The following is a 21,078-nucleotide window of genomic DNA, read 5'->3' as shown; positions in this document are numbered from 1 at the left end:
GGCGATGAACGCGGTGTTGTTAAAGAGCTTGAGCAAGTTTTGCCGGCAAGACGAACCCCCGCAGGAACTCTTCCGCCGTCATCGGCTTTTTGCCTTCGCGTTGCGCCAGCGTGATTTCGACTGCGCCGTCGCCACAGGCGATGGTCATGCCGTGCAAGACCTCTCCGGTTTGCCCCGCGCCCGGCGCCAGCCGGGAGCGCAGCATCTTCACGCGCTCTCCGGCCACCTCGCACCAGGCACCGGGAAAGGGCGAAAGCCCGCGGATCTGCCGATCGACCTCGATTGCCGGGCGGGACCAGTCGATCCGGGCCTCCGACTTGTCGATCTTGGCAGCATAGCTGACGCCTTCGGTCGCCTGCCGCACGGCGGCGAGCGGCAGCATCTGCAATGCCTGAACGATCATTCTGGAACCCATCTGCGCCAGCCGGTCATGCAACTCGGCGGTGGTTTCTTCTCGCCCGATCGGAGTGGCTTCGCAGATCAGAACGGGGCCGGTATCCAGCCCGGCCTCCATCTGCATGATGCAGATGCCGGTTTCGGCATCGCCTGACAGAATTGCACGATGGATGGGCGCCGCGCCGCGCCAGCGCGGCAAGAGCGAGGCGTGGATGTTCAGGCAGCCAAGGCGCGGCGCATCCAGAATGGCTTGCGGCAGGATGAGGCCATAGGCGACGACCACGGCGACATCGGCGCCCAGATCGGCAAAGTCTTTCACCTCGGCTTCACTGCGCAGCGAAACCGGATGGCGGACGGGCAAACCAAGCTCCAGCGCGCGGGCGTGAACGGGGGTGGGACGGTCGGCCTTGCCGCGTCCGGCCGGGCGGGGCGGCTGGCAGTATACCGCAACGATTTCATGGGCTTGGTGCAACGCCTCCAAGACCGGAACCGAGAACTCTGGCGTGCCCATGAAGACGATCTTCATGCCCGCTTCCTCAGCTTTTCAGCCTTGACCAACAGCATCTTCCGCTTCAAGGGCGAGAGGTGATCAAAATACATCTTGCCGGCCAGATGGTCGATCTGGTGCTGCACCGAAGTCGCCCAGAGATTGACGAAATCCCGCTCCTCCACCTCACCCGCCGCATTCAGGAACCGCACCGTCACCGCCCGCGGGCGCGAAATGACGGCCGAAACTCCGGGCAGGTTGGGGCTGGCTTCTTCATGCTCACGCGGCTGGATCGAGGCGTGCAAGACCTCGGGATTTGCCATCAGGATCGCCTGCCCCCGCGTCTCGGAGCAATCGACCACCGCAAGCCGCAGCGGAATGCCGATCTGCACGGCCGCAAGGCCATAGCCCGGCATCGCGTCCATGGTGTCCACCATGTCGGCCCAGATCGCCCGCACCTTGTCGGTGATCGCAGCCACCTCGGCAGCGGGTGTTTTCAAACAGGCGTTCGGCCAGGACAGGCAGCGGCGGACGGCCATCACGCCATCCGCGCGCGTTCACGCTTCAGCTTTTCCATCTTGCGGGTGATCATCTGGCGCTTCAGCGGGCCGAGATAGTCGATGAACAGCTTGCCATCGAGATGGTCGATCTCGTGCTGCACACAGGTCGCCCAAAGCCCGGTGAAGGTGCGTTCCTGCCGCGCGCCGTCAAGATCCATCCATTCCACCGTCACCGAGGCCGGGCGCTTCACCTCGGCATATTGGTCAGGGATTGACAGGCAGCCTTCCTCATAGACATTCACATCCTCGGAGGACCAGATCACCCGCGGGTTCAAAAGCACCAGCGGTTCCGGCGGGCCGTCCTTGATGCAATCCATCACGATCACCCGGCTCAACACGCCGACCTGTGGCGCCGCAAGGCCGACGCCGGGCGCGTCATACATGGTTTCCAGCATGTCCAGCGCCAAGGTCCGAAGGTCGGGTGTGACTTCGGCAACACCCTCACAGGGCTTTTTCAGACGCGGGTCGGGATGGATCAGGATGGGGCGGATCATGTTTTCGGATTTACGGCGCAGGGCCGATTGGTGCAAGTAGGGTGAGCAATTTTCGATAGGCACGTCATGACCGACTTTGATACCCCGATCAACCGTTTCGGCACCCATTCCGTCAAGTGGGACTCGATGGAAAGCGCCTTTGGCGTGCCGGCCAGCGACGGCATCGCAATGTGGGTTGCCGATATGGATTTCCGCCCGCCGGCCTGCGTGCAAAAGGCGCTGGAAGGCGTTCTGGCGCATGGGGTTTATGGCTATTATGGCGATGATCTGGCCTATCTGGATGCGATCCGCTGGTGGATGAAGACCCGGCATGGCTGGGAGGTGGAGCGCAACCACATCTTCACCACGCATGGGTTGGTGAACGGCACCTCGATGTGCATCGACGCCTTCAGCAAGCCGGGCGATCAGGTGGTGCTGACGACCCCGGTCTATCACGCCTTCGCGCGGGTCATCAAAGCTGCCGGGCGCGGAGTGACGGAATGCCCGCTGGCGCTGGTGAACGGCCGCTACGAGATGGATTTCGCCGCCTGGGATGCCCGGATGACCGGGCGGGAGACGATGATGATCCTGTGTTCGCCGCACAATCCGGGCGGGCGGGTCTGGACGGTCGAGGAACTGCGTGGCGTGGCGGAGTTTGCCAGGCGCCACAACCTCATCCTGTTGTCGGACGAGATTCACAGCGATCTGATGATGCCGGGGCAGAAGCATACGGTGATGGCCAAGGCCGCACCCGAGATCGCCGACCGGCTGGTGATGATGACCGCCACCACAAAGACCTTCAACATCGCCGGCGCCCACACCGGCAATGTCATCATCGCGGACCCGGCGCTGCGGCAGCGCTTTGCCGACCGGATGATGGCGATGGGCATTTCGCCGAATTCCTTCGGAATGTTCATGGCGACCGCGGCCTATTCGCCCGAGGGAGCAGCCTGGGTCGATGAGTTGACGGCCTATCTCGACGGCAACCGCAAGCTGTTCGACGCCGGGGTGAATGCCATTCCGGGCGTGCGGTCGATGCCGTTGGAGGCGACCTATCTGGCTTGGGTCGATTTCGCCGGCACCGGCATGACCGCGACCGAATTCACCAGCCGGGTTGAGCAGGGCGCGCGGATTGCGGCCAACCATGGCGACAGCTTTGGTTTGGGCGGCGACAGCTTCCTGCGCTTCAATCTTGCCACGCCGCGCGCGGTGGTGGCCGAGGCGGTGGCGCGGCTGCAAAAGGCCTTTGCCGACCTGCAATGAAACGGCTCGCCCGGCTGGTTCTGGTTCTGGCACTGCTGGCCCTCGCGGCGACGGTCTGGCTGCGCCCTGTGTCAGCCCCGCCGGTTCCGCCCTTGCCGCCTTTGAGCGGCATGGTCGACCGGATCGTCGTCGAAAAGGCCGCACGTCGGCTGACTCTCTGGCAGGACGGGCGGGCGGTACGCAGCTATCCGGTGGCGCTGGGGTTTGCACCGGTGGGCGACAAGCTGCAGCAAGGCGATGGCCGTACGCCGGAAGGGGTGTTCCGCATTGACCGGCGCAACGACCGCTCGCGCTTTCACCTGTCGCTGGGGCTGGACTATCCGCAACCCGAGGACCGCGTCCGCGCCCGCAAGGCCGGCTATGATCCAGGCGGAGACATCATGCTGCATGGCCAGCCGAATGCCATGCCGGCAGGCATGCGGGCCAAGGGGGACTGGACGGCGGGCTGCATTGCGCTGACCAATGCCCAGATCGAGGAAATCTGGGCGGTGACGCGGATCGGCACGCCAGTGGAGGTGCGGCCCTAGTTGCGGGGCAGATAGCCGATCGGGGCGTTTTCGTCGCGCCAGTAGTCCAGCGGCGCGCTGTCGCGCACGGCGGTGTTGCGCTTGAACTCGCAGATCAGTTGCCCATGTTCCTCCGAAGAGGCGACGATCAGGCATTGGAAGATATGACGCGAGCCGTCGTAGACATCGACCAGACCGCGCAGCTTGGGCGTCAGCGCCGCATCAAGTGCAAAACCATCGTGCCAGAAACGCAACACCGGAAACACCGCCTCCCCGACCTGCACCCGCAGACGCGACTTGCGGGCGGCCTCGCGGTTTTGGGCTGCGGCCAGCCCCTCGGCTATGTCTTTCGGCAGGAATTCCAGCATCTTCGCCTCCCTCGTTGGAGACAGTATTTGCCGGGTTTGTCTTTACAATATGACAATTGGCGGAATGTTGCCGATTTCCCAGACTGCAGTGGCGAAATTGTCGCAAATATGGCCACGCACGGCCCCATTGTCATCTGTCCGCCTTCGGTTATTGAAGGCCCCAAGGAAAGGAACCCCGATGTCTGCAACCTTGCTGATTCCGGCCCTGCTGCTTGATGCCGCCTTGGGCGAACCCAAGTTGATCTGGGACCGCTATCCCCACCCGGCCGTCCTGATGGGCCGCCTGGTGGGCTGGTGTGACCGTCGGTTCAACAACGGCGCTACTCTGCGGTTGAAGGGTGTGGCAGTCATGGCGGCGCTGGCAATGATGGCGGTTGTGCTTGGCTGGCTCATTCATTGCCTGCCGGATTTCGGGATTGTCGAAGTTCTGGTCGCCGCGATCCTTCTGGCGCAGAAATCGCTGGTTCAACACGTCGGCGCAGTGGCCGCCGGCCTGCGCCAGTCGCTGAAGGACGGGCAGCGCGCGGTGGCGATGATTGTCGGGCGCGACACCGCGGTGCTGGACCGCTCCGGCGTGTCGCGCTCGGCCATCGAAAGCGCGGCGGAAAACCTCTCCGACGGGGTGATCGCGCCGGCCTTCTGGTTTCTGGTTGGCGGCCTGCCGGGGCTGCTGCTTTACAAGATCACCAACACCGCCGACAGCATGATCGGCCACATGACCCCGCGCCACCGCGAATTCGGCTGGGCGGCGGCGCGGTTTGATGATCTTTTGAACCTGATCCCGGCCCGGCTGAGCGCGCTGCTGATCGCCCTGACCAATGGCTGGACCGACCCGAAGCCCATCCTGCGCGATGCCCCCCTGCACCGCAGCCCGAACGCCGGCTGGCCCGAGGCGGCGGTGGCCTGCGTGCAGGGCATCGCGCTCTCCGGCCCGCGCAGCTATCACGGCCAGATGGCCGACTACCCCTGGGTCTACCCCGAAGGGCGGCGCGACCTGCGGCCAAAGGACATCGACCGCACGATCACAACGCTCTGGCGGGCCTGGGGCGGCATGCTGGGGCTTGCGGTGGTTGTGGCGGTGCTGGCGTGATCCGCAGCGTTAACTCTGATAGAGTTCGGGCGGTGCTTTACTTTTTGGCAAGAAATACCCATCATGCTAGGCATACGGTAGAAGTGTTTTCCAGGTCCTCACCTGAAAAATGGAGCCCGGCGGAGTGCTAGCTCCGCCGGGTTTTCTTTGTCCCAGGGTCAGCCCCCGATCCAAAGACGGATGATGGCCACCGCCAGCGTCGCCACAGCAATAATCACCATCCACTTCCGGTAGTGATGTTCATCCAGGTTCCTCACCCCCTTTCGCCGCAAAGGGTTGCGGCGAGGACAGGTGTAAGGTGGCGTGGTTAAGCGGGGATTAAGCCACCAGCGCCTCGGCCCGCTTCAGATCGACGCTGACGAGTTGGCTGACGCCCTGTTCCTGCATCGTGACCCCGAACAGCCGGTCCATGCGGGCCATGGTCACGGCGTGGTGGGTGATGACCAGAAACCGGGTTTCGGTGCGGCGGGTCATTTCGTCCATCATGTCGCAAAAGCGGGTGACGTTGGCATCGTCCAGCGGCGCGTCCACCTCGTCCAGCACGCAGATCGGTGCGGGGTTGGCGAGGAAGACGCCGAAGATCAGCGCCAGCGCAGTCAGGGTCTGTTCGCCCCCTGACAGCAGCGACAGGGTGGACAGCCGCTTGCCGGGCGGCTGGGCCATGATCTCCAGCCCCGCCTCCAGCGGATCGTCGGATTCCACCAGGACCAGCCGCGCCTCGCCGCCGCCGAACAGATGGGTGAAAAGCTGGCCGAAATTGGTGTTCACCTGCTCAAAGGCGGTCAGCAGCCGCTCGCGCCCCTCGCGGTTCAGGCCGGCGATTCCGGCGCGCAGTTTCTTGATGGCTTCCTCAAGGTCGATCTTTTCAGCCGCCAGCCCCTGATATTCGTCGTCCACTGCCTTGGCATCTTCCTCGGCGCGCAGGTTCACCGCGCCAAGCGCCTCGCGCTGCCGTTTCAGGCGCTGCACCTCGGTATCCAGCGTCTCGGCATCCGCCATCCGATCGGGATCGACCTTGAGCGTATCGAGAAGCTGCGCGGGGGTGGCCCCCGCCTCCTCGGCAATCCGTTCGGTCGCCAGATGCACCGTGGCCCGCGCGGCCTCGGAGCGGGCCTCGGCGCGGGCGCGGATCTCGCGGGCATCCGAGGCCAGGCGTTCGGCGTCGCGCTCCATGTCGCGGGTTTCGCGCAGGCGACCTTCGGCTTCGGCCAAGGCATCGGCGGCAGTCTGGCGGCGGGCCTCGGCCTCGGCACTCGCCTCGGCCAGCTCCTCGCGCTTGATGGCAATCTCCTCGGGCGCGGCGCTGGCTTCGGCCAGTTCGTCTTCGGTCTCGGCCTTGCGGGCATCCAGTTCGGCAATCCGCTTCGACGCGGTTTCCAGCCGGTGCTTCCAGCCCGAGAGTTCCTTGGTGGCTTCCTGACGGCGGCGCACCCGCGCCTCGCCCTCGCGCCGCACCTCGTCATGAGTTGACCGGCGCGACATCATGGTGATGCGTGCGGCCTCCACGGCAACTTTTGCCGTCTCGACGGTTTCGCGCGCGGCCTCCAGATCGCCCAGTTCCTCAACCGAGGCCAGAGCCCCTTCCAGCCGCTCGCGCGCTTCGGCCGCGTCTTCCTGATAGCGCCGAACCGAGATGCGGGCAGTTTCCAGACGCCCTTCGGCCACCGAGCGGTCGGCCTCGGCGCGGGCGGCGGCCCGGTTGGCTTCGGCCACGCGGGCATCGGCGGCGCGACGGGCCTCGCGGGCCATCTGGTCGGCACGGGCAAGCTCGGCCAGCCGGGCCTGCAACGCGGCATGGGCCTGCGCGGCGCCTTCCGCCTTGGCCGCGACCTCTTCGAGATCGCGCTTCAACCGGGTCAGCTTGTTCAGCTGTTGCAGGCGAAGCGCGGCGGCGGACGGCGCATCCTCGGCCCCGGCACGGAAACCGTCCCAACGCCAGAGATCGCCTTCGCGGCTGACAAGCCTTTGGCCGGGCTGCAAGAGCGCCTGCAGGCGCGGGCCCGCTTCGCGGTCGACAAGGCCGATCTGGCCCAGACGGCGTGCCAGTACGGCAGGCCCCGCAACAAAATCGGCAAGCGCGGTCGCCCCCTGGGGCAGGCTCTGGGGGTCGGCATAATCCGGCAGGCCAACCCAACCCGAGGGCCGGTCGTCGCTGACCACAGGCGCACGAAGATCGTCGGCCAAGGCCGCGCCAAGCGCCTTTTCCAGCCCCGGCTCCACCGTCAACCGATCAAGCAGCTGGTTGCCCGCGGTCGCCTCGCGCTGCACGAGCTTGGCCAGCGCCGCCACTTCGGCACGAATGGCCGCCGCCTCGCCCTCGGCCGAAGAGCGTGCGGCGCGGGCCTCGGATTCGCGGTCCTGCACCACGGCGCGGGCCTCTTCGGCACTGGCGAGAGCCTCATCGGCCGCTTCGGCCAAGGCCATGGCCTCGGCCTTGCCCTCTTCGGCATGCCCCATAGTCTCGGTCGCGGATACCAGCGTTTCCTCGGCGGCCAGAACGGCCTCGGCGGCGCGTGTGGCTTCGGCCTCGGCCTTGTCGACAGCCGTCCGGCTGTCAAAAAGGAAGCGCTGCGCCGACTGGTGGCGGGCGGCCAGCCGCGCGGCATCTTCGGTGGCCGCGGTCAGCACTTCTTCGCGGCCGGTCAGGACCGAGGAGGCCTCGCGCGCCACCTCTGCCGCTTCGGCCAGCCGGTCCTCATGCCCGTCATGGGCGCGCTGCAATTGCTCGATCTCCCAGTCCAGCCGCTCGATCACCTCACCCGCATCGCGGTTCAGGCCTGCCTCCCGCTCGGCATCGCGGGCCAGTTCCAGGATGCGCGCCTTCAGGGTTTCGATCTGGCTGCGGGCGCGGGCTTCCTGCTCGCCCAGCTGGTCGCGTTGCACCATCAGGCGCTGGAGAATCGCCGCCGCGATTGCCTCTTCCTCGCGTTTCGGCGGCAGCGCATCTTCGGCAATCTCACGCAGCTTGGCGGCATTTCGGGCGTTCGCCTCGGCCTGCGCCGCCTCGATCACCCGCTGGCGCAGCGTGCCATCGGCCTCGGACCGGGCCAGATCGGCCTCGCGCCAGCGCCGGAACAGCAGCTGGCCTTCGGCCCGACGCAATTCCTCACCGATTTCGCGATAGCGGGCGGCCTGCTTGGCCTGCCGCGTCAGGGCGGAAAGCTGTTGGGCAAGCTGCTCCAGCACGTCATCGACGCGCAGCAAATTCGCCTCGGCGGCAGAGAGTTTCAGCTCCGCCTCGTGGCGCCGCGCATAAAGGCCGGAAATCCCGGCGGCCTCTTCCAGAACCCGGCGCCGCGCCTTGGGTTTGGCGTTGATCAGTTCCGAAATCTGCCCCTGCCGCACCAAGGCCGGGCTGTGCGCCCCGGTCGAAGCATCGGCAAACAGCATCTGCACGTCGCGGGCACGCACATCCTTGGTGTTCAGCTTGTAGGCCGAGCCGGCATCACGGGTGATGCGGCGGACAATCTCGATGTGGTCGCTGTCGTTGAAGCCCGAAGGCGCCAACCGGTCGGAGTTGTCCATGACCAAGGACACCTCGGCGAAATGCCGGGCGCCACGGGTGGCCGCGCCGTTGAAGATCACATCCTCCATCCCGCCGCCGCGCATCGCGGTCGGGCGGTTTTCGCCCATCACCCAGCGCAGGGCCTCCAGCAGGTTCGACTTGCCGCAGCCATTCGGGCCGACAACACCGGTCAGCCCGTCGTGGATCACCAGATCGGTGGGGTCCACAAAGCTCTTGAAGCCGTTGAGCCGAAGCTTGGTAAAGCGCACGCGGGTTGTCCTGTGATTCCTTCAACGTCTCATGGTCAGGCGGGAGAGACCATGAGTCAATCAAACCCCGCAGGATATGGCGACTTCGGGCAGATTATCCCCAACATCTTGACGATTGCCACGCTTGACCGCGCGGCTTTGGCCACGCACCCTGTCAAGAGAGAGGTGCCCCATGCAGCTTCCCATCACCGGCCATTGCCTTTGCGGCGATGTCACCTACCGGGCCGACGCCCAACCGCTCTGGCAGGCGCACTGCCACTGCGAAAGCTGTCGCCGGGCGACCTCCGCCGCCTTTGCCTCCTTCTTCGGAATCAAGGATGGCTTCTGGGCCTGGACCGGCAAGCCCCCGGCCACCTACGCCTCCTCTGCCGGCGTCTGGCGGGATTTCTGCCCACGCTGCGGGGCGCAGATGTCCTACCGCTCTACCCGGTTTCCCGGAGAGATCCACTTTTACGCGGCCACCCTCGACAGGCCGGAAAGCTATACTCCCACCGCTCATTGCCACACCGATGAGCAACTTCCCTGGGTTCACCTCTCGGACGGGCTGAGGCGGGAATGACCCCGACGCGCGTGACCCCGCCTTATGACTGGGGCAGCCTGCTGGCGCTGATCCGGGCCGAATTCGCCTATATGGACGGCATGATCGACCCGCCCTCCTCCATGCACCGCCTGACTGAGGCCGAAATCGCCCGGCAGGCCGAAGACGGTGAGGTCTGGGCCATCGGCACGCCCGCCGTGGCCTGCATGTTCCTGACGGTGAAGGGCGATTGGCTTTACCTCGGCAAGCTGGCCGTCGCGGCGGACCAGCGCGGCAAAGGTCTTGCCAGAGATCTGGTCGACCTGGCGTTGAGCCGCGCCCGCACCTTGGGGCTGGCCGGGGTAGAGCTGCAGACCCGCATCGAGTTGACTACCAACCACGCCACCTTTCGCGCGCTTGGCTTTACCGAAACCGGCCGCAGCGCCCATCCCGGCTATGACCGGCCCACGACGCTGACCTTTCGCCGGGCGCTTGCCGCAGCCTGACTGTTCCGGCTTTGCGGTCTTGTCGAGGCAGGATTCAGGCCCGCTTTCCCACCGTCGCCACGCCCAGAACCTCCAGTACCTTGGCCTCGATCTCGGGCGCGTTCATGCCGGCGATGCGATACATCGCCTCGGGGCTGGCCTGATCAATGAAGGTATCCGGCAGCACCATGGAGCGGAATTTCAGCCCATGGTCAAAAACGCCCTCATCGGCCAGAAGCTGCGCTACATGGCTGCCGAAGCCGCCCACCGCCCCCTCTTCGATGGTGATGAGAACCTCATGCTCGCGCGCCAGCTGCAGGATCAACTCGCGGTCCAGTGGCTTGGCAAAGCGGGCATCGGCGATGGTGGGTGACAGCCCTTTTGCCGCGAGGCTTTCGGCGGCTTTCAGCACTTCGGCCAGACGGGTGCCGAAAGACAAGAGCGCCACGCGCGCGCCCTCGCGGATCATCCGGCCCTTGCCGATTTCCAGCGGCACCCCCTTGCGCGGCAGGTCCACCCCCATGCCCTCGCCCCGCGGATAGCGGAAGGCGATGGGGCCGTCATCATGCGCGGCGGCGGTGGCGACCATGTGCATCAGCTCGGCCTCATCGGCGGCGGCCATGACCACCATGCCGGGCAGATTGGCAAGGAAAGCCACATCGAACGATCCGGCATGGGTCGCGCCATCGGCTCCGACCAGCCCGGCGCGGTCGATGGCAAAGCGCACCGGCAGGCGCTGGATCGCCACGTCATGCACCACCTGATCATAGCCGCGCTGCAGGAAGGTGGAATAGATCGCGCAGAATGGCTTCATCCCCCCCGCCGCAAGGCCGGCCGAAAAGGTGACGGCGTGCTGCTCGGCGATGCCGACGTCAAAGGTGCGCTTGGGGAAGCGATGGCCAAAGATGTCCAGCCCGGTGCCGTCGGGCATCGCCGCCGTGATGGCAACGATCTTCGGGTCCACCTCGGCTTCGGCAATCAGGGCCTCGGCGAAGACCTTGGTATAGGACGGCGCATTGGACGGGGCTTTCTTCTGCTCGCCGGTCAAAACGTCGAATTTTGCCCGCGCATGGCCGCGATCCGGCGAATTTTCTGCGGGAGCATAACCCTTGCCCTTGCGGGTCAGCACATGGATCAGCGTCGGCCCGGTGGCGCGGGCATGGGCGGTGCGCAGCACGGGCAGAAGCTGCTCCAGATCATGACCGTCGATCGGGCCGACATAGGAAAAGCCCAGTTCCTCGAACAGGGTGCCGCCCACGGCCATTCCCTTGATCATCTCCTTGGCCCGGCGCGCGCCTTCGGCAAAGGGCTCGGGCAAGAGGCTGGCAAGGCTTTTCGCCGCCGATTTCAGATCCTGATAGGGCTCGCCCGCGTAAAGCCGCGACAGGTAGCTGGACAGCGCCCCGACCGGCGGCGCGATCGACATCTCGTTGTCGTTCAGGATGACGAACATCCGCTTTTTCAGATGGCCGGCGTTGTTCATCGCCTCAAAGGCCATGCCGGCCGACATCGACCCATCACCGATCACCGCCACCGCATCGCCGGGATCGCCGCCCAGATCGGCCGCCATGGCAAAGCCCAGCGCCGCCGAGATCGAGGTCGAGGAATGCGCCGCGCCGAACGGGTCGTAGGGGCTTTCCGAGCGTTTGGTAAAGCCGGAAAGCCCACCCTCGGTGCGCAGGGTGCGGATGCGGTCGCGCCGCCCGGTCAGGATCTTGTGCGGATAGCACTGGTGGCCGACATCCCAGATGATCTTGTCGCGCGGGGCATTGAACACGGCATGCAGCGCAACGGTCAGTTCCACCACGCCAAGACCAGCGCCAAGATGGCCGCCCGTCACCGAGACCGCCGAAATCGTCTCGGCCCGCAATTCATCCGCCAACTGCCGCAACTCACGATCAGTCAGGCCCTTCAGGTCGGCTGGCAGATGCACCCGGTCAAGCACAGGGGTATGGGGACGGTCTGCCATGGCGTTTCCTGTTCAGCTTTGGCGCGCAATAACGAAACGGGCGCAATCAATCAAGTTTTGCGCCGCCGCCCCATAGGGGGACAGCGCGGCTTCCGCCTGCCTTACAAGGTCTGTGGCCCGGGCGCGGGCCTCATCCAGCCCAAGCAGCGAAACGAACGTGGCCTTGCCAGCAGCGGCATCCTTGCCCACGGCCTTGCCGGTCAGGGCCGCATCGCCCGTCACGTCCAGCACATCGTCCCAGATCTGGAACGCCAGCCCCAGTGCCGTGGCGTAGGCCCGCAAGGGGGCGCGGTCGGCTCCCGCAAGAATCGCCCCTGCCTCGGCCGAAAAGCGGATCAGCGCGCCGGTCTTGCCGGCCTGCAACTCGGTGATCTGCCCCAGCGTCAGCGGCTGCGCTGCAGTTTCGGCGGCGATGTCCAGCGCCTGACCCAGAACCATGCCTTCGGCACCGCTGGCCTTGGCCAGGCCCGCGACAAGGGCAATACGGGTGTCGCCCGCGCCCAGCGCCGGATCGGTCAGCATCTCGAAGGCCAGCGTCTGCAAGGCATCGCCGGCCAGAACCGCCGTCGCCTCATCCCATTTCACATGCACGGTCGGCAGGCCCCGGCGCAGTGCGTCATCGTCCATGCAGGGCATGTCGTCATGCACGAGACTATAGGCATGCAGCGCCTCGACCGCCGCCGCGGCGCTGATGGCGCGGGTCTCGGCCACGCCCAACATCCGCGCCGACTCCAGCACCAGAAACCCGCGCAACCGCTTGCCGCCCTGCGCGGCATAGCGCATCGCCTGAATCACCGGCTGGTCTGTCAGCCCCGCCATGGCCGCATCAAGACGGGCTTGGATGGCTGCCGCATCGACCGCCAGCTGCTGCGGAAAACTCACAACCCTTCCACCGGGGTGGTGCCGACGGCGCGGCCCTCGGCGGCGCGGATAAGCTCGACCTTTTCTTCCGCCGCCTTCAGCTTGGCCGCGCAATGTGCCTTCAGCGCCGCGCCTTTTTCGTAAAGCGCGATGGATTGCTCCAGCGCCACCTCGCCGCGCTCCAACTGGGTCACGACCTGCTCAAGTGCGGCCATCGCCTCTTCGAAGCTCATTTCGGATACGGCTTTGTCGGTCATCATCCCTGCCCTGCCAGAACGCCCACATGCGCAGCAACCGAAGCCTGCAGCGCTGCAAGATCATAGCCGCCCTCCAGACAGGATACCACCCGCCCGGCCGCGCAATCGGCGGCAATCTCGCAGATGCGGGTGGTGAGCCAAGCGTAGTCCTCGGCCTGCCATTCCAGCCCCGCCAATGGGTCATCGGCATGGGCGTCAAAGCCTGCCGAGATCAGGACAAGCTCCGGGCGCCAGTCCATCAGGCGCGGAAAGATCACCGTCTCGTAGACCCGCCGCATCTCCGCCCCACCCGAGCCGCCGGGCAACGGCGCATTGACGATCTGGCCATGCGCCCCCTGTTCGCGGGCCGAACCCGTGCCGGGATAAAGCGGCATCTGATGGCTGGAGGCAAAGAGGCAGCGCCCCTCGTCCCAGAGCAGATCTTGCGTGCCATTGCCGTGATGCACGTCGAAATCGACGATGGCGACACGCGACAGCCCGTGATGGTCAAGCGCCCGTTTGGCGGCAATGGCAACCGTGCCGAACAGGCAAAACCCCATGGCTTTGGCGGTTTCGGCATGGTGGCCCGGTGGACGGCAGGCGACAAAGGCCTTCTCCGCCGTGCCGCCCAGCACCGCATCCACTGCCGCAGCCGTCCCGCCCACGGCGCGCAGCGCGGCTTCAAGACTGCCGGGCGAAAGGAAGGTATCGCCGTCCAGCTGCGCCCAGCCCGCCTTGGGAACCGCCGCCGCGACCCGGTCGGCATAGGCGCGGGGATGGCAGCGCGTCACCGCATCAAGATCGGCAAGGGGGGCCTCGCGCCGGTCCACCTCCAGCCCGGCCAAGCCTGCCTCGACGGCGCGCAGTCGGTCCACCCGCTCCGGATGCCCCGGCGGCGTGACGTGCCCCGCGAAAGCGGCATGGGAGAACACCAGCGCCATCAGTCTGGCTGCAACATATAGCCCTCGCCCCGCACGGTTTGCAGGTAACGCGGCATCTTGGGATCATCCTCGATCTTGCGGCGCAGGCGCGTGATCTGCACATCTACCGCGCGTTCCTGCCCGCCGCTGTCCTCGGCCGGCGCGTCGCCGGCCAGCCTGTCCCGGCTGATCGGCCGCCCGGGCTGGGCGGCAAAGGCGCGCATCAACTGGGCCTCGGTCGCGGTCAGCTTGACCGGATCGGCCCCGCGCCACAGTTCGCCCCGGTCGATGTCATAGCGCACCGCCCCCATCTGCAAGACCTTGGGCGCCTGCGCCGCCGCCTTGACCTGCGGCATCCGCCGCAGGATCGCGTTGATGCGCAAAAGCAGTTCCTTCGGCTCGAACGGCTTGACCAGATAGTCATCCGCCCCCGCCTCCAGCCCTTCGATCCGGTTCTGGGTTTCTCCCTTGGCCGTCAGCAGCAGAATCGGCACCGCCATCTGGCCCCGCAGATCGCGCGTCAGGCTGATGCCGTCCTCGCCCGGCATCATCACGTCCAGCACCAGCATGTCAAAGTCGAGACCCGCCAGAAGCCGCCGCGCCTGCGCCGCATCGCGGGCAGTCGTCACCAGAAAGCCGTTGCGGATCAGGAACTTCTGCAAAAGCCCCCGGATGCGCTCATCATCATCGACGACCAGAAGATGCGCCTGCGGATCACTCATGCGCCGGCCTCCTTCAAGCCCAGATACTGCCGGCGCATCTCCGGGTCCATCATCGCCTCCAGCACGGTGCGAAAGCCCTGCACTGCCTGCGGCCCCGCCGCGCGATAGGCCGCCCGCATCCGCGCGCGCTGCGCGTCAGACAGGGCCCGCTCCAGCTCGCGGCCCTTTTCTGTCAGATAGAGATGCCGCTCGCGCTTGTCTTTCTTGCCCACCCGCGCCTCGACCAGACCATCCTCGAACAGGGTGCGCAGGATGCGGTTCAGCGATTGCTTGGTGACGCCCAGAATGGCCAGCAGATTGCCGACGGTCGTGCCGGGGCTGCGATGGATGAAATGCACCGCCCGGTGATGGGCCCGGCCATAATCCATCGTCTCCAGAATGCGGTCCGGGTCGGCGGTAAAGCCGCGATAGGCAAAGAACATCGCCTCGATGCCCTTGCGCACCTGATCGTCGGTCAGGAACAGCAGGTTTTCGCTTTGGGTAATCGGTTCGGCCATAGGTCCCCCTTTGCCCGATTTTACGTCAGCCTTGTTGACATTCCAAGTCACAAACGCTAGCGATTCGCCAATTTGGCGCAATATTATGTCCGAAGCGGACCATTCTTGCGCAACATTCGCAAACGGAGGCAAACATGGCTGGATATGACGACCGCGACGGGTTCATCTGGATGGATGGCAAGCTGGTGGAATGGCGTTCGGCGCAGGTGCATATCCTGACCCATGCGCTGCACTACGCCTCGTCGGTGTTCGAGGGCGAGCGCTGCTACAATGGCAAGATCTTCAAAAGCCGCGAACATTCGGAACGCCTGCGCAAGTCGGGCGAGCTTCTGGACATGCCGCTGCCCTATTCGGTGGAGGAAATCGAAGCCGCGAAAGAGGCCGTGTTGAAGGCCAATGGCCTGACCGATGCCTATGTCCGCGCTCTGGCCTGGCGTGGCGCGGGCGAGGACATGGGCGTGGCCTCCAAGCGCAACCCGATCCGCATGGCAGTGGCCTGCTGGTCCTGGGGGAACTACTACGGCGACGCCAAGATGAAGGGCGCGAAGCTCGACATCGCCAAGTGGCGCCGCCCCGATCCGGCCACCATCCCGCATGCGGCCAAGGCGGCCGGGCTTTACATGATCTGCACCATGTCGAAACACGCGGCGGAAGCCAAAGGCTGCTCGGACGCCATGATGCTCGACTTCCGCGGCTATGTGGCCGAGGCGACCGGCGCCAATATCTTCTTCGTCAAAGATGGCGAAGTGCATACGCCGAAGCCCGACTGCATCCTGAACGGCATCACCCGTCAGACCGTGGTCGGCATGCTGAAAGGCATGGGCGTGACGGTGCATGAGCGCCACATCCTGCCCGAGGAACTGGCCAGCTTCGAGCAATGCTGGCTGACTGGCACCGCCGCCGAAGTGACGCCCGTGGGCCAGATCGGCGAGCACACCTTCGTCGTGGGCGATCTGACCCAGCGCATCGCCGCCGATTACGAAAAGCTGGTGCGCGCCTGACAGCCCTGCGGCGCCTCCGGCCTTGCGTCCGGGGCGCCCCTAGGCCTCGCGGCCCTTTTCGATGCGGACATATTGCACAAGGCGCTGGTTGTCCTCGGCCCGGTCAAACCGCCGCTGCCACAGTCCGCGCCAGGCGCTTTCGCTGCGGTCGCGCGCGATGGTCAGAAAGGCCTTCACCCGGCCCCCGGTGGGCGCGGTGCGATGGTCGGCCAGATGTTTGGTCATGGCGATCTCCCTCAAGTGCCTGACAGCAATCTAGGGCAGAATCAGTCAAACCCAACATGAAGTTTTCGCCCATTTCGAATGACTGCCGAAACGCCTAGCGGCGCAGGCGGTCAACCGCCCACCGCGCGGCGTCGGAAACCGCCGGATCGGGGTCTGCCACCAAGCGCAGCGCAGCCGAAATCAGCGCGGGATTCCCCGAATTTCCAATGGCATAAAGCACGTTGCGCACCATCCTGTCGCGCCCGATCCGCTTGACCGGGCTGCCGGCAAACCGCGCGCGAAATGCCGCGTCATCCAAGGCGGCAAGCTCCACCAGCTCGGGCAGACCGACCTTTGGTTGATAGCCCAGATCCCGCGCGGCGGCGGCAAACTTGTTCCAGGGGCAGGCGGCCAGGCAGTCATCGCAGCCATAGATCCGGTTGCCCATCAGGCCACGCAGATCCTCGGCTACCGGGCCTTTGTGTTCGATGGTCAGATAGGAAATGCAGCGCCGGGCATCCAGCTGATAGGGCGCGGGGAAGGCCCCGGTCGGGCAGGCGTCGAGACAGGCGGTGCAGCTGCCACAATGGCTGATCTCGGCTTCGTCCTTCGGCAGGTCCAGCGTGGTGAAGATCGCGCCCAGAAAGAACCAGTTTCCCAGATCGCGCGCCAGAAGATTGGTATGCTTGCCCTGCCAGCCCAGACCCGCCGCCTGCGCCAGCGGCTTTTCCATCACCGGCGCGGTGTCGACGAAAACCTTGATCTCACCGCCCGATTGATCCAGCAACCAGCGCCCCAGCCGCTTCAGCCGCCGCTTCACAAGGTCATGGTAATCCTTGCCCTGCGCATAGCAGGAAACCACACCGCGATCCCGTTCTGCCAACCCCGCCATCGGGTCGCCATCCGGGGTGTAGACCTCAGCCAGCATGATGACTGACCGCGCCTCGGGCCAGAGCGCCGCCGGATTGCCGCGCCACTCCTCGCGCTCGGCCATCCAGCCCATCTGGCCCTGCCGACCCGCCAGCAAAAACGCGCGCAGCCGCCCCGCCGCCTCGGGCACCGCCTCGGGCGCGCAGATCCGCAGCTTGGAAAAGCCTTCGGCCTCGGCGTGGCCTAAGAGCTGTGCCTTCAATGTGGCCCAAATATCCCCGGGGTCCGGGGGCTGGCCCCCGGGGGTCGGATCAGAAATCGAGGTCGGCATAATGCGCGGGCGGCGGGAAGCCCGGAATCTGATCGGCCAGCAGCGTGCGGAAAGACGGCCGCGACTTGATCTTGGCGTACCAGTCCTTCACCGTCGCGTTGCGGTTCCAGTCCACGTCCGAGATGTAGTCAAGGCAGGACAGATGCGCCGCCGCGGTGAAATCGGCCAGGGTCATTTCATTGCCCGCCAGCCAGCGGCGCTGGTCCAGAAGCCAGGCCATGTAATCAAGATGATACTTGATCCGCCCGGCTCCGAATTTCACGTTCTTCGAATCCGGATAACCGTGACCCATGACCTTCTTGTTGACCCGCTCGTACAAGAGCTTCGACGTCACCTCGTCATGAAACTTGTCGTCAAACCAGGCGCAAAGACGGCGCACCTCGTAGCGGGCATCGACGTCGCGCGGCATCAGGGCGGGCGTCGGGATCGCCTCTTCCAGATATTCGCAGATTGCCTGGCTTTCGCTCATCACCTTCTGGTCGACCCGCAGCACCGGCACCTTGCCGGCCGGGTTGCGGCGCAGGAAATCGGGCGAGGGCTCCCAGTAGCGCTCTTCGATCAGTTCGACCTCAAGCTTCTTTTCGGCCAGCGTCAGGCGGACCTTGCGGCAGAAGGGCGAGAGGGGGAAGTGGTAGAGGCGGATCATCGAGGGCGGGCCTGCAGCAAGGATTGACCTTCAATAGCGCCCTTGGCGGCGGTTGCAACCGCGCTATTCAAAACAGCCCGCCCGCCCGTCCGTGGCGATGGTCTCGGCCCCGGCCATGATGGCGCGTGTCCGCTTGCGCACAAACGACGACGGCTCGCTGGCCGAACGCCCCTGCGGGTCGGGCAGGACGGCGGCAAGCCGCGCGGCCTGCAGGGCCGACAGATCGTGCGCGTCGACGCCGAAATGATGCTGCGCGGCGGCCTGCACGCCGAAGATGCCTTCGGCGAATTCGGCCGTGTTGAGATAGACATGCAGGATCCGGCGCTTGGACCAGAACAGCTCCATCGCCGGCGTGAGCGCTGCCTCCAGCGCCTTTCGGGCATAGCTGCGGCCGTGCCAGAGGAAGGTGTTCTTCACCACCTGCTGCGACAGGGTCGAGGCCCCGCGCGCGCCGCCGTCCTCGATCGCATCGCGGATCGCCGCCATGTCGAACCCCCAATGCAGGCAGAAATTCGCATCCTCTGCCGCCACGACCGACCGCGCCATCACCGGCGCGATGTCGTCCCAGCCAACCCAGTCCTTTTCAATCCCGCCGAGCCGCCAGCTTTCCTGCAACTGGTAGAAATTGATCGGCGGCGGCAGAAAGCTGAACAGCAGGATCAGCACCGCATAAAACGCGGCGAGCCCCAAGATCCCGCGCGCCGCCCAGGTGCGCAGGCGCCGCAACAGCCGCGGTTTTTCCGGCAACGGCTCTGGAACAGGTTGGGGTTTCTTGCGCGCGGCCATGGGCCACATAGGCCCGATGTCTGCCGCGCGGTCAAGAAAGGACCGCTTGCACTTGCCTCGATCCCCGGCAAACATCGGCGGAGGGACACAGGAGACGGCGATGACCTTCCGCGCATTGGTGGTGACACGGGATGAGGCCGGGGCAACCCATGCCGGCGTGCAGGAGATCAGCCTGGCCGATCTGCCTGCGGGCGATGTCGTGGTCGCTGTCGAATATTCTACGGTGAACTACAAGGACGGCTTGTGCCTTGGCAGCGGCGGCGGGCTGGTGCGCAGCTATCCGCATGTGCCGGGAATCGACTTTGCCGGTACCGTCGAGAAATCCGATGACCCGCGCTACAAGCCCGGCGACAAAGTGGTGCTGACCGGCTGGCGGGTGGGCGAGATCCACTGGGGCGGCTATGCTCAGAAGGCGCGGGTCAAGGCCGACTGGCTGGTTCCGCTGCCCGCCGGATTGACGACGAAGCAGGCGATGGCGGTGGGCACTGCGGGACTTACCGCGATGCTGGCCATTCTGGCGCTGGAAGATCACGGGCTGAAACCGGGCAACGGCCCGGTTCTGGTGACAGGGGCGGCCGGCGGCGTCGGCTCGGTCGCGGTCGCCCTGCTGGCCGCGGCCGGGTATGAGGTTGCCGCCGTCACCGGGCGGCCCGAGACCGAAGCCTATCTGCGCGACCTCGGCGCGCGCCAGATCGTCCCGCGCGAGGCGATCAACGAAATCGTCAAGCGCCCGCTGGAATCGGAAACTTGGGCCGGTTGCATCGACGCGGTGGGCGGGCCGATGATGGCGCGCGTGCTGGGGCAGCTGAAGTATGGCGGCTCCATCGCCTCGGTCGGGCTTGCGGGCGGGACAACTCTGCCCGCCTCGGTCGTGCCCTTCCTGCTGCGCGGGGTGAACATCCTTGGCATCGATTCCGTGCCGCAGCCCTATGCCCGCCGGGTCACCGCCTGGACCCGGATCACCCGCGACATGCCGAAGGACAAGCTGGAGGCCATGGTGACGGTCTGGAGGCTTGCCGACCTGCCGCAGCTTGGGGCCGATATTCTGGCCGGCAAGGTAAAGGGTCGCGCGGTGATCGACGTCAACGCCTGACAGTCAGGCCAGACCTTCGACAATCACGACATGGGCGGTCGCCGCGCCGTCTCGACGGGTGCGCGCGGCCTGATATTCCGGCGATGCGTAGCAGGCCTTTGCCGCCTGAAGGCTTGGAAATTCGATCACCACATGGCGGTCCAGAACCGGACCCTCCATCACCTCATGCGCCCCGCCGCGCGCAAGAAACCGCGCGCCATGGGCGGCAAAGGCCGCTGGCGCCAAGGCCTGATAGCCGGCATAAGCCTCGGGGTCAGACACGGTGACATGGGCAATCCAATAGGCTTTCATGGGGTTTCCAGCAGCTTGCGGGCAATCTCGGCAGCGTCCTTCAGATGTTCGCGCACCGCTTTTGCCGCCGCCACTGGATCATTGGCGCAAATCGCCTCGGCAATCCGCGCCATATGCGCGGGGCCAGAGGTCCGCCGGTCTTTCGTGGCCAGTGTCATGGCGCGAAGCCGCGAGATCCGGCCATTCAAACGCTGCACGATCTCCCAGGCGACATCATGCCCGGCGGCGGTGAAGATCACCTCGTAAAACCCGGTCGTGGCGGCATAAAGCGCCTGTGGCGTCGCCTCGGCGAAGGCTGTGTCCAGGGCGGCAAGCGCCGCGCGCAGGCGGGCCTTCACCGCCGCATCGGCCAAAAACGCGCAATCGGCAGCGGCCTCGGCCTCCAGAAGCCGGCGGATGTCATAGATCTGCCGGGCCTGCGACCAGTCAAGCCGCGCCACCACCGGGCCAGAACGCGCCTGCGTCTCGACCAACCCTTCCGCCTCCAGCGTGCGGATCACCTCGCGCACCACCGAGCGCGACACGCCAAGCTGATCGCACAGCGTGCGTTCAACCAGCCGGTCACCGCCCTGAAACCGCCCGGCGATGATCGCGCCGCGCAGCCGGTCCACCGCCAGCGCCCGCAGCGTGGCGGGGGCTTCGTGGATGCGAAGGTCGTCGGTGGCGTTGTTCATGCCCGAAATCTAGGCCGGGACAGGCCGCCGCGCAAGAGGTTATTGACAGACTGTATGT

General features: G+C 65.8%; 24 protein-coding genes. 7 read left to right on the top strand and 17 right to left on the bottom strand.

Translation table 11 applies throughout. The features are described from left to right. Positions 1-19: 19 nt before the first annotated feature. From fmt to def (G4Z14_RS04825), 3 genes are read right to left on the bottom strand one after another with little or no spacing between them, the layout of a single operon-like run. Positions 20-922, bottom strand: a complete 903-nt coding sequence (fmt, locus tag G4Z14_RS04835; protein WP_164623656.1) for a methionyl-tRNA formyltransferase — start codon at positions 920-922, stop codon at positions 20-22. Then, positions 919-1,422: a peptide deformylase gene (def, locus tag G4Z14_RS04830; protein WP_164623655.1), complete on the bottom strand. Its 504-nt coding sequence runs from the start codon at positions 1,420-1,422 to the stop codon at positions 919-921. The genes fmt and def (G4Z14_RS04830) overlap by 4 nt, the downstream gene beginning before the upstream one ends. After that, the gene (gene def / locus G4Z14_RS04825) at positions 1,422-1,937 is read right to left on the bottom strand and encodes a peptide deformylase (protein WP_227751541.1); all 516 of its coding nucleotides are present in this window, start codon (positions 1,935-1,937) and stop codon (positions 1,422-1,424) included. Before def (G4Z14_RS04825) ends, def (G4Z14_RS04830) begins: the two co-directional genes overlap by 1 nt. A 66-nt stretch (positions 1,938-2,003) precedes the next feature. Here def (G4Z14_RS04825) and G4Z14_RS04820 point away from each other — a divergent pair, with 66 nt between their 5' ends. Both G4Z14_RS04820 and G4Z14_RS04815 read left to right on the top strand, forming a co-directional pair. Next, on the top strand, positions 2,004-3,179 hold the full coding sequence (locus G4Z14_RS04820) for a MalY/PatB family protein (protein ID WP_164623653.1): 1,176 nt from the start codon (positions 2,004-2,006) through the stop codon (positions 3,177-3,179). Continuing rightward, complete coding sequence (locus G4Z14_RS04815; RefSeq protein WP_164623652.1) at positions 3,176-3,706, top strand: L,D-transpeptidase family protein; 531 nt, start codon at positions 3,176-3,178, stop codon at positions 3,704-3,706. The genes G4Z14_RS04820 and G4Z14_RS04815 overlap by 4 nt, the downstream gene beginning before the upstream one ends. On the opposite strand, the gene G4Z14_RS04810 is transcribed toward G4Z14_RS04815, so the two are convergent. After that, positions 3,703-4,053 (bottom strand): hypothetical protein, encoded by a 351-nt coding sequence (locus G4Z14_RS04810; RefSeq protein ID WP_164623651.1) that lies wholly within the window; start codon positions 4,051-4,053, stop codon positions 3,703-3,705. The genes G4Z14_RS04815 and G4Z14_RS04810 overlap by 4 nt on opposite strands. Positions 4,054-4,231: 178 nt before the next feature. Here G4Z14_RS04810 and cbiB point away from each other — a divergent pair, with 178 nt between their 5' ends. Then, positions 4,232-5,143, top strand: a complete 912-nt coding sequence (gene cbiB / locus G4Z14_RS04805; protein ID WP_164623650.1) for an adenosylcobinamide-phosphate synthase CbiB — start codon at positions 4,232-4,234, stop codon at positions 5,141-5,143. A gap of 318 nt (positions 5,144-5,461) precedes the next feature. On the opposite strand, the gene smc is transcribed toward cbiB, so the two are convergent. Then, positions 5,462-8,917: a chromosome segregation protein SMC gene (gene smc, locus G4Z14_RS04800; RefSeq protein WP_164623649.1), complete on the bottom strand. Its 3,456-nt coding sequence runs from the start codon at positions 8,915-8,917 to the stop codon at positions 5,462-5,464. A 172-nt stretch (positions 8,918-9,089) separates the two neighbouring features. Here smc and G4Z14_RS04795 point away from each other — a divergent pair, with 172 nt between their 5' ends. Next, positions 9,090-9,476 carry a GFA family protein gene (locus G4Z14_RS04795; protein WP_164623648.1) on the top strand — a complete coding sequence of 129 codons (387 nt, stop codon included), beginning with the start codon at positions 9,090-9,092 and terminating at the stop codon, positions 9,474-9,476. Then, entirely contained in the window at positions 9,473-9,940 is a 468-nt protein-coding gene (locus tag G4Z14_RS04790) for a GNAT family N-acetyltransferase (RefSeq protein WP_164623647.1), read from the top strand. The genes G4Z14_RS04795 and G4Z14_RS04790 overlap by 4 nt, the downstream gene beginning before the upstream one ends. A gap of 34 nt (positions 9,941-9,974) precedes the next feature. On the opposite strand, the gene dxs is transcribed toward G4Z14_RS04790, so the two are convergent. The 6 genes from dxs to G4Z14_RS04760 are packed head-to-tail and all read right to left on the bottom strand — an operon-like array spanning position 9,975 to position 15,124. Continuing rightward, complete coding sequence (gene dxs / locus G4Z14_RS04785) at positions 9,975-11,888, bottom strand: 1-deoxy-D-xylulose-5-phosphate synthase (RefSeq protein WP_164623646.1); 1,914 nt, start codon at positions 11,886-11,888, stop codon at positions 9,975-9,977. A gap of 12 nt (positions 11,889-11,900) precedes the next feature. Further along, entirely contained in the window at positions 11,901-12,770 is an 870-nt protein-coding gene (locus tag G4Z14_RS04780) for a polyprenyl synthetase family protein (protein ID WP_321573006.1), read from the bottom strand. Next, complete coding sequence (locus G4Z14_RS04775; RefSeq protein WP_164623645.1) at positions 12,767-13,006, bottom strand: exodeoxyribonuclease VII small subunit; 240 nt, start codon at positions 13,004-13,006, stop codon at positions 12,767-12,769. The genes G4Z14_RS04780 and G4Z14_RS04775 overlap by 4 nt, the downstream gene beginning before the upstream one ends. Then, positions 13,006-13,926, bottom strand: a complete 921-nt coding sequence (locus G4Z14_RS04770) for a histone deacetylase family protein (RefSeq protein ID WP_164623644.1) — start codon at positions 13,924-13,926, stop codon at positions 13,006-13,008. Before G4Z14_RS04770 ends, G4Z14_RS04775 begins: the two co-directional genes overlap by 1 nt. Further along, a complete protein-coding gene (locus G4Z14_RS04765) occupies positions 13,926-14,627 on the bottom strand; it encodes a response regulator (protein WP_164623643.1) in 702 nt (233 codons plus the stop codon). The genes G4Z14_RS04770 and G4Z14_RS04765 overlap by 1 nt, the downstream gene beginning before the upstream one ends. After that, the gene (locus G4Z14_RS04760) at positions 14,624-15,124 is read right to left on the bottom strand and encodes a MarR family winged helix-turn-helix transcriptional regulator (RefSeq protein ID WP_164623642.1); all 501 of its coding nucleotides are present in this window, start codon (positions 15,122-15,124) and stop codon (positions 14,624-14,626) included. Before G4Z14_RS04760 ends, G4Z14_RS04765 begins: the two co-directional genes overlap by 4 nt. Positions 15,125-15,258: 134 nt before the next feature. Here G4Z14_RS04760 and G4Z14_RS04755 point away from each other — a divergent pair, with 134 nt between their 5' ends. Continuing rightward, the gene (locus tag G4Z14_RS04755; protein WP_164623641.1) at positions 15,259-16,125 is read left to right on the top strand and encodes a branched-chain amino acid aminotransferase; all 867 of its coding nucleotides are present in this window, start codon (positions 15,259-15,261) and stop codon (positions 16,123-16,125) included. A 39-nt stretch (positions 16,126-16,164) separates the two neighbouring features. Here the strand turns inward: G4Z14_RS04755 and G4Z14_RS04750 are convergent, their stop codons facing one another. The 4 genes from G4Z14_RS04750 to mtgA all read right to left on the bottom strand — a co-directional run bounded on the left by G4Z14_RS04750 (position 16,165) and on the right by mtgA (position 18,962). Beyond that, a complete protein-coding gene (locus G4Z14_RS04750) occupies positions 16,165-16,350 on the bottom strand; it encodes a hypothetical protein (protein ID WP_164623640.1) in 186 nt (61 codons plus the stop codon). 94 nt (positions 16,351-16,444) lie between these two features. Then, a complete protein-coding gene (queG, locus tag G4Z14_RS04745) occupies positions 16,445-17,461 on the bottom strand; it encodes a tRNA epoxyqueuosine(34) reductase QueG (RefSeq protein ID WP_227751540.1) in 1,017 nt (338 codons plus the stop codon). 49 nt (positions 17,462-17,510) lie between these two features. Continuing rightward, on the bottom strand, positions 17,511-18,176 hold the full coding sequence (gene fzlA, locus G4Z14_RS04740) for an FtsZ-binding protein FzlA (RefSeq protein WP_164623638.1): 666 nt from the start codon (positions 18,174-18,176) through the stop codon (positions 17,511-17,513). Positions 18,177-18,239: 63 nt separating this feature from the next. Next, on the bottom strand, positions 18,240-18,962 hold the full coding sequence (gene mtgA, locus G4Z14_RS04735; protein ID WP_164623637.1) for a monofunctional biosynthetic peptidoglycan transglycosylase: 723 nt from the start codon (positions 18,960-18,962) through the stop codon (positions 18,240-18,242). 100 nt (positions 18,963-19,062) lie between these two features. On the opposite strand from mtgA, the gene G4Z14_RS04730 reads away from it, so the two are divergent. Beyond that, positions 19,063-20,055, top strand: a complete 993-nt coding sequence (locus G4Z14_RS04730; RefSeq protein WP_164623636.1) for an MDR family oxidoreductase — start codon at positions 19,063-19,065, stop codon at positions 20,053-20,055. 3 nt (positions 20,056-20,058) lie between these two features. Here G4Z14_RS04730 and G4Z14_RS04725 read toward each other — a convergent pair whose 3' ends face one another. Together G4Z14_RS04725 and G4Z14_RS04720 are read right to left on the bottom strand one after the other, a co-directional pair. Then, the gene (locus tag G4Z14_RS04725; RefSeq protein WP_164623635.1) at positions 20,059-20,346 is read right to left on the bottom strand and encodes a DUF1330 domain-containing protein; all 288 of its coding nucleotides are present in this window, start codon (positions 20,344-20,346) and stop codon (positions 20,059-20,061) included. Then, positions 20,343-21,020, bottom strand: coding sequence for a GntR family transcriptional regulator (locus tag G4Z14_RS04720; protein ID WP_164623634.1), 678 nt, complete (start codon positions 21,018-21,020; stop codon positions 20,343-20,345). The genes G4Z14_RS04725 and G4Z14_RS04720 overlap by 4 nt, the downstream gene beginning before the upstream one ends. Positions 21,021-21,078 lie beyond the last annotated feature (58 nt).

The organism is Tabrizicola oligotrophica, assembly GCF_011008935.1.
GTDB lineage: Bacteria > Pseudomonadota > Alphaproteobacteria > Rhodobacterales > Rhodobacteraceae > Tabrizicola_A > Tabrizicola_A oligotrophica.
The sequence above is the reverse complement of the archived record's forward strand: the minus strand, read 5'-3'. Positions and strand labels throughout refer to the sequence as shown.

Excerpts from the sequence above, each read along its gene's own strand:
- fmt (WP_164623656.1), bottom strand. The coding sequence starts at position 922 with ATGAAGATCGTCTTCATGGGCACGCCAGAGTTCTCGGTTCCGGTCTTG.
- def (WP_164623655.1), bottom strand. The coding sequence starts at position 1,422 with ATGGCCGTCCGCCGCTGCCTGTCCTGGCCGAACGCCTGTTTGAAAACA.
- def (WP_227751541.1), bottom strand. The coding sequence starts at position 1,937 with ATGATCCGCCCCATCCTGATCCATCCCGACCCGCGTCTGAAAAAGCCC.
- G4Z14_RS04820 (WP_164623653.1), top strand. The coding sequence starts at position 2,004 with ATGACCGACTTTGATACCCCGATCAACCGTTTCGGCACCCATTCCGTC.
- G4Z14_RS04815 (WP_164623652.1), top strand. The coding sequence starts at position 3,176 with ATGAAACGGCTCGCCCGGCTGGTTCTGGTTCTGGCACTGCTGGCCCTC.
- G4Z14_RS04810 (WP_164623651.1), bottom strand. The coding sequence starts at position 4,053 with ATGCTGGAATTCCTGCCGAAAGACATAGCCGAGGGGCTGGCCGCAGCC.
- cbiB (WP_164623650.1), top strand. The coding sequence starts at position 4,232 with ATGTCTGCAACCTTGCTGATTCCGGCCCTGCTGCTTGATGCCGCCTTG.
- G4Z14_RS04795 (WP_164623648.1), top strand. The coding sequence starts at position 9,090 with ATGCAGCTTCCCATCACCGGCCATTGCCTTTGCGGCGATGTCACCTAC.
- G4Z14_RS04790 (WP_164623647.1), top strand. The coding sequence starts at position 9,473 with ATGACCCCGACGCGCGTGACCCCGCCTTATGACTGGGGCAGCCTGCTG.
- dxs (WP_164623646.1), bottom strand. The coding sequence starts at position 11,888 with ATGGCAGACCGTCCCCATACCCCTGTGCTTGACCGGGTGCATCTGCCA.
- G4Z14_RS04775 (WP_164623645.1), bottom strand. The coding sequence starts at position 13,006 with ATGACCGACAAAGCCGTATCCGAAATGAGCTTCGAAGAGGCGATGGCC.
- G4Z14_RS04770 (WP_164623644.1), bottom strand. The coding sequence starts at position 13,926 with ATGGCGCTGGTGTTCTCCCATGCCGCTTTCGCGGGGCACGTCACGCCG.
- G4Z14_RS04765 (WP_164623643.1), bottom strand. The coding sequence starts at position 14,627 with ATGAGTGATCCGCAGGCGCATCTTCTGGTCGTCGATGATGATGAGCGC.
- G4Z14_RS04760 (WP_164623642.1), bottom strand. The coding sequence starts at position 15,124 with ATGGCCGAACCGATTACCCAAAGCGAAAACCTGCTGTTCCTGACCGAC.
- G4Z14_RS04755 (WP_164623641.1), top strand. The coding sequence starts at position 15,259 with ATGGCTGGATATGACGACCGCGACGGGTTCATCTGGATGGATGGCAAG.
- G4Z14_RS04750 (WP_164623640.1), bottom strand. The coding sequence starts at position 16,350 with ATGACCAAACATCTGGCCGACCATCGCACCGCGCCCACCGGGGGCCGG.
- fzlA (WP_164623638.1), bottom strand. The coding sequence starts at position 18,176 with ATGATCCGCCTCTACCACTTCCCCCTCTCGCCCTTCTGCCGCAAGGTC.
- mtgA (WP_164623637.1), bottom strand. The coding sequence starts at position 18,962 with ATGGCCGCGCGCAAGAAACCCCAACCTGTTCCAGAGCCGTTGCCGGAA.
- G4Z14_RS04730 (WP_164623636.1), top strand. The coding sequence starts at position 19,063 with ATGACCTTCCGCGCATTGGTGGTGACACGGGATGAGGCCGGGGCAACC.
- G4Z14_RS04725 (WP_164623635.1), bottom strand. The coding sequence starts at position 20,346 with ATGAAAGCCTATTGGATTGCCCATGTCACCGTGTCTGACCCCGAGGCT.
- G4Z14_RS04720 (WP_164623634.1), bottom strand. The coding sequence starts at position 21,020 with ATGAACAACGCCACCGACGACCTTCGCATCCACGAAGCCCCCGCCACG.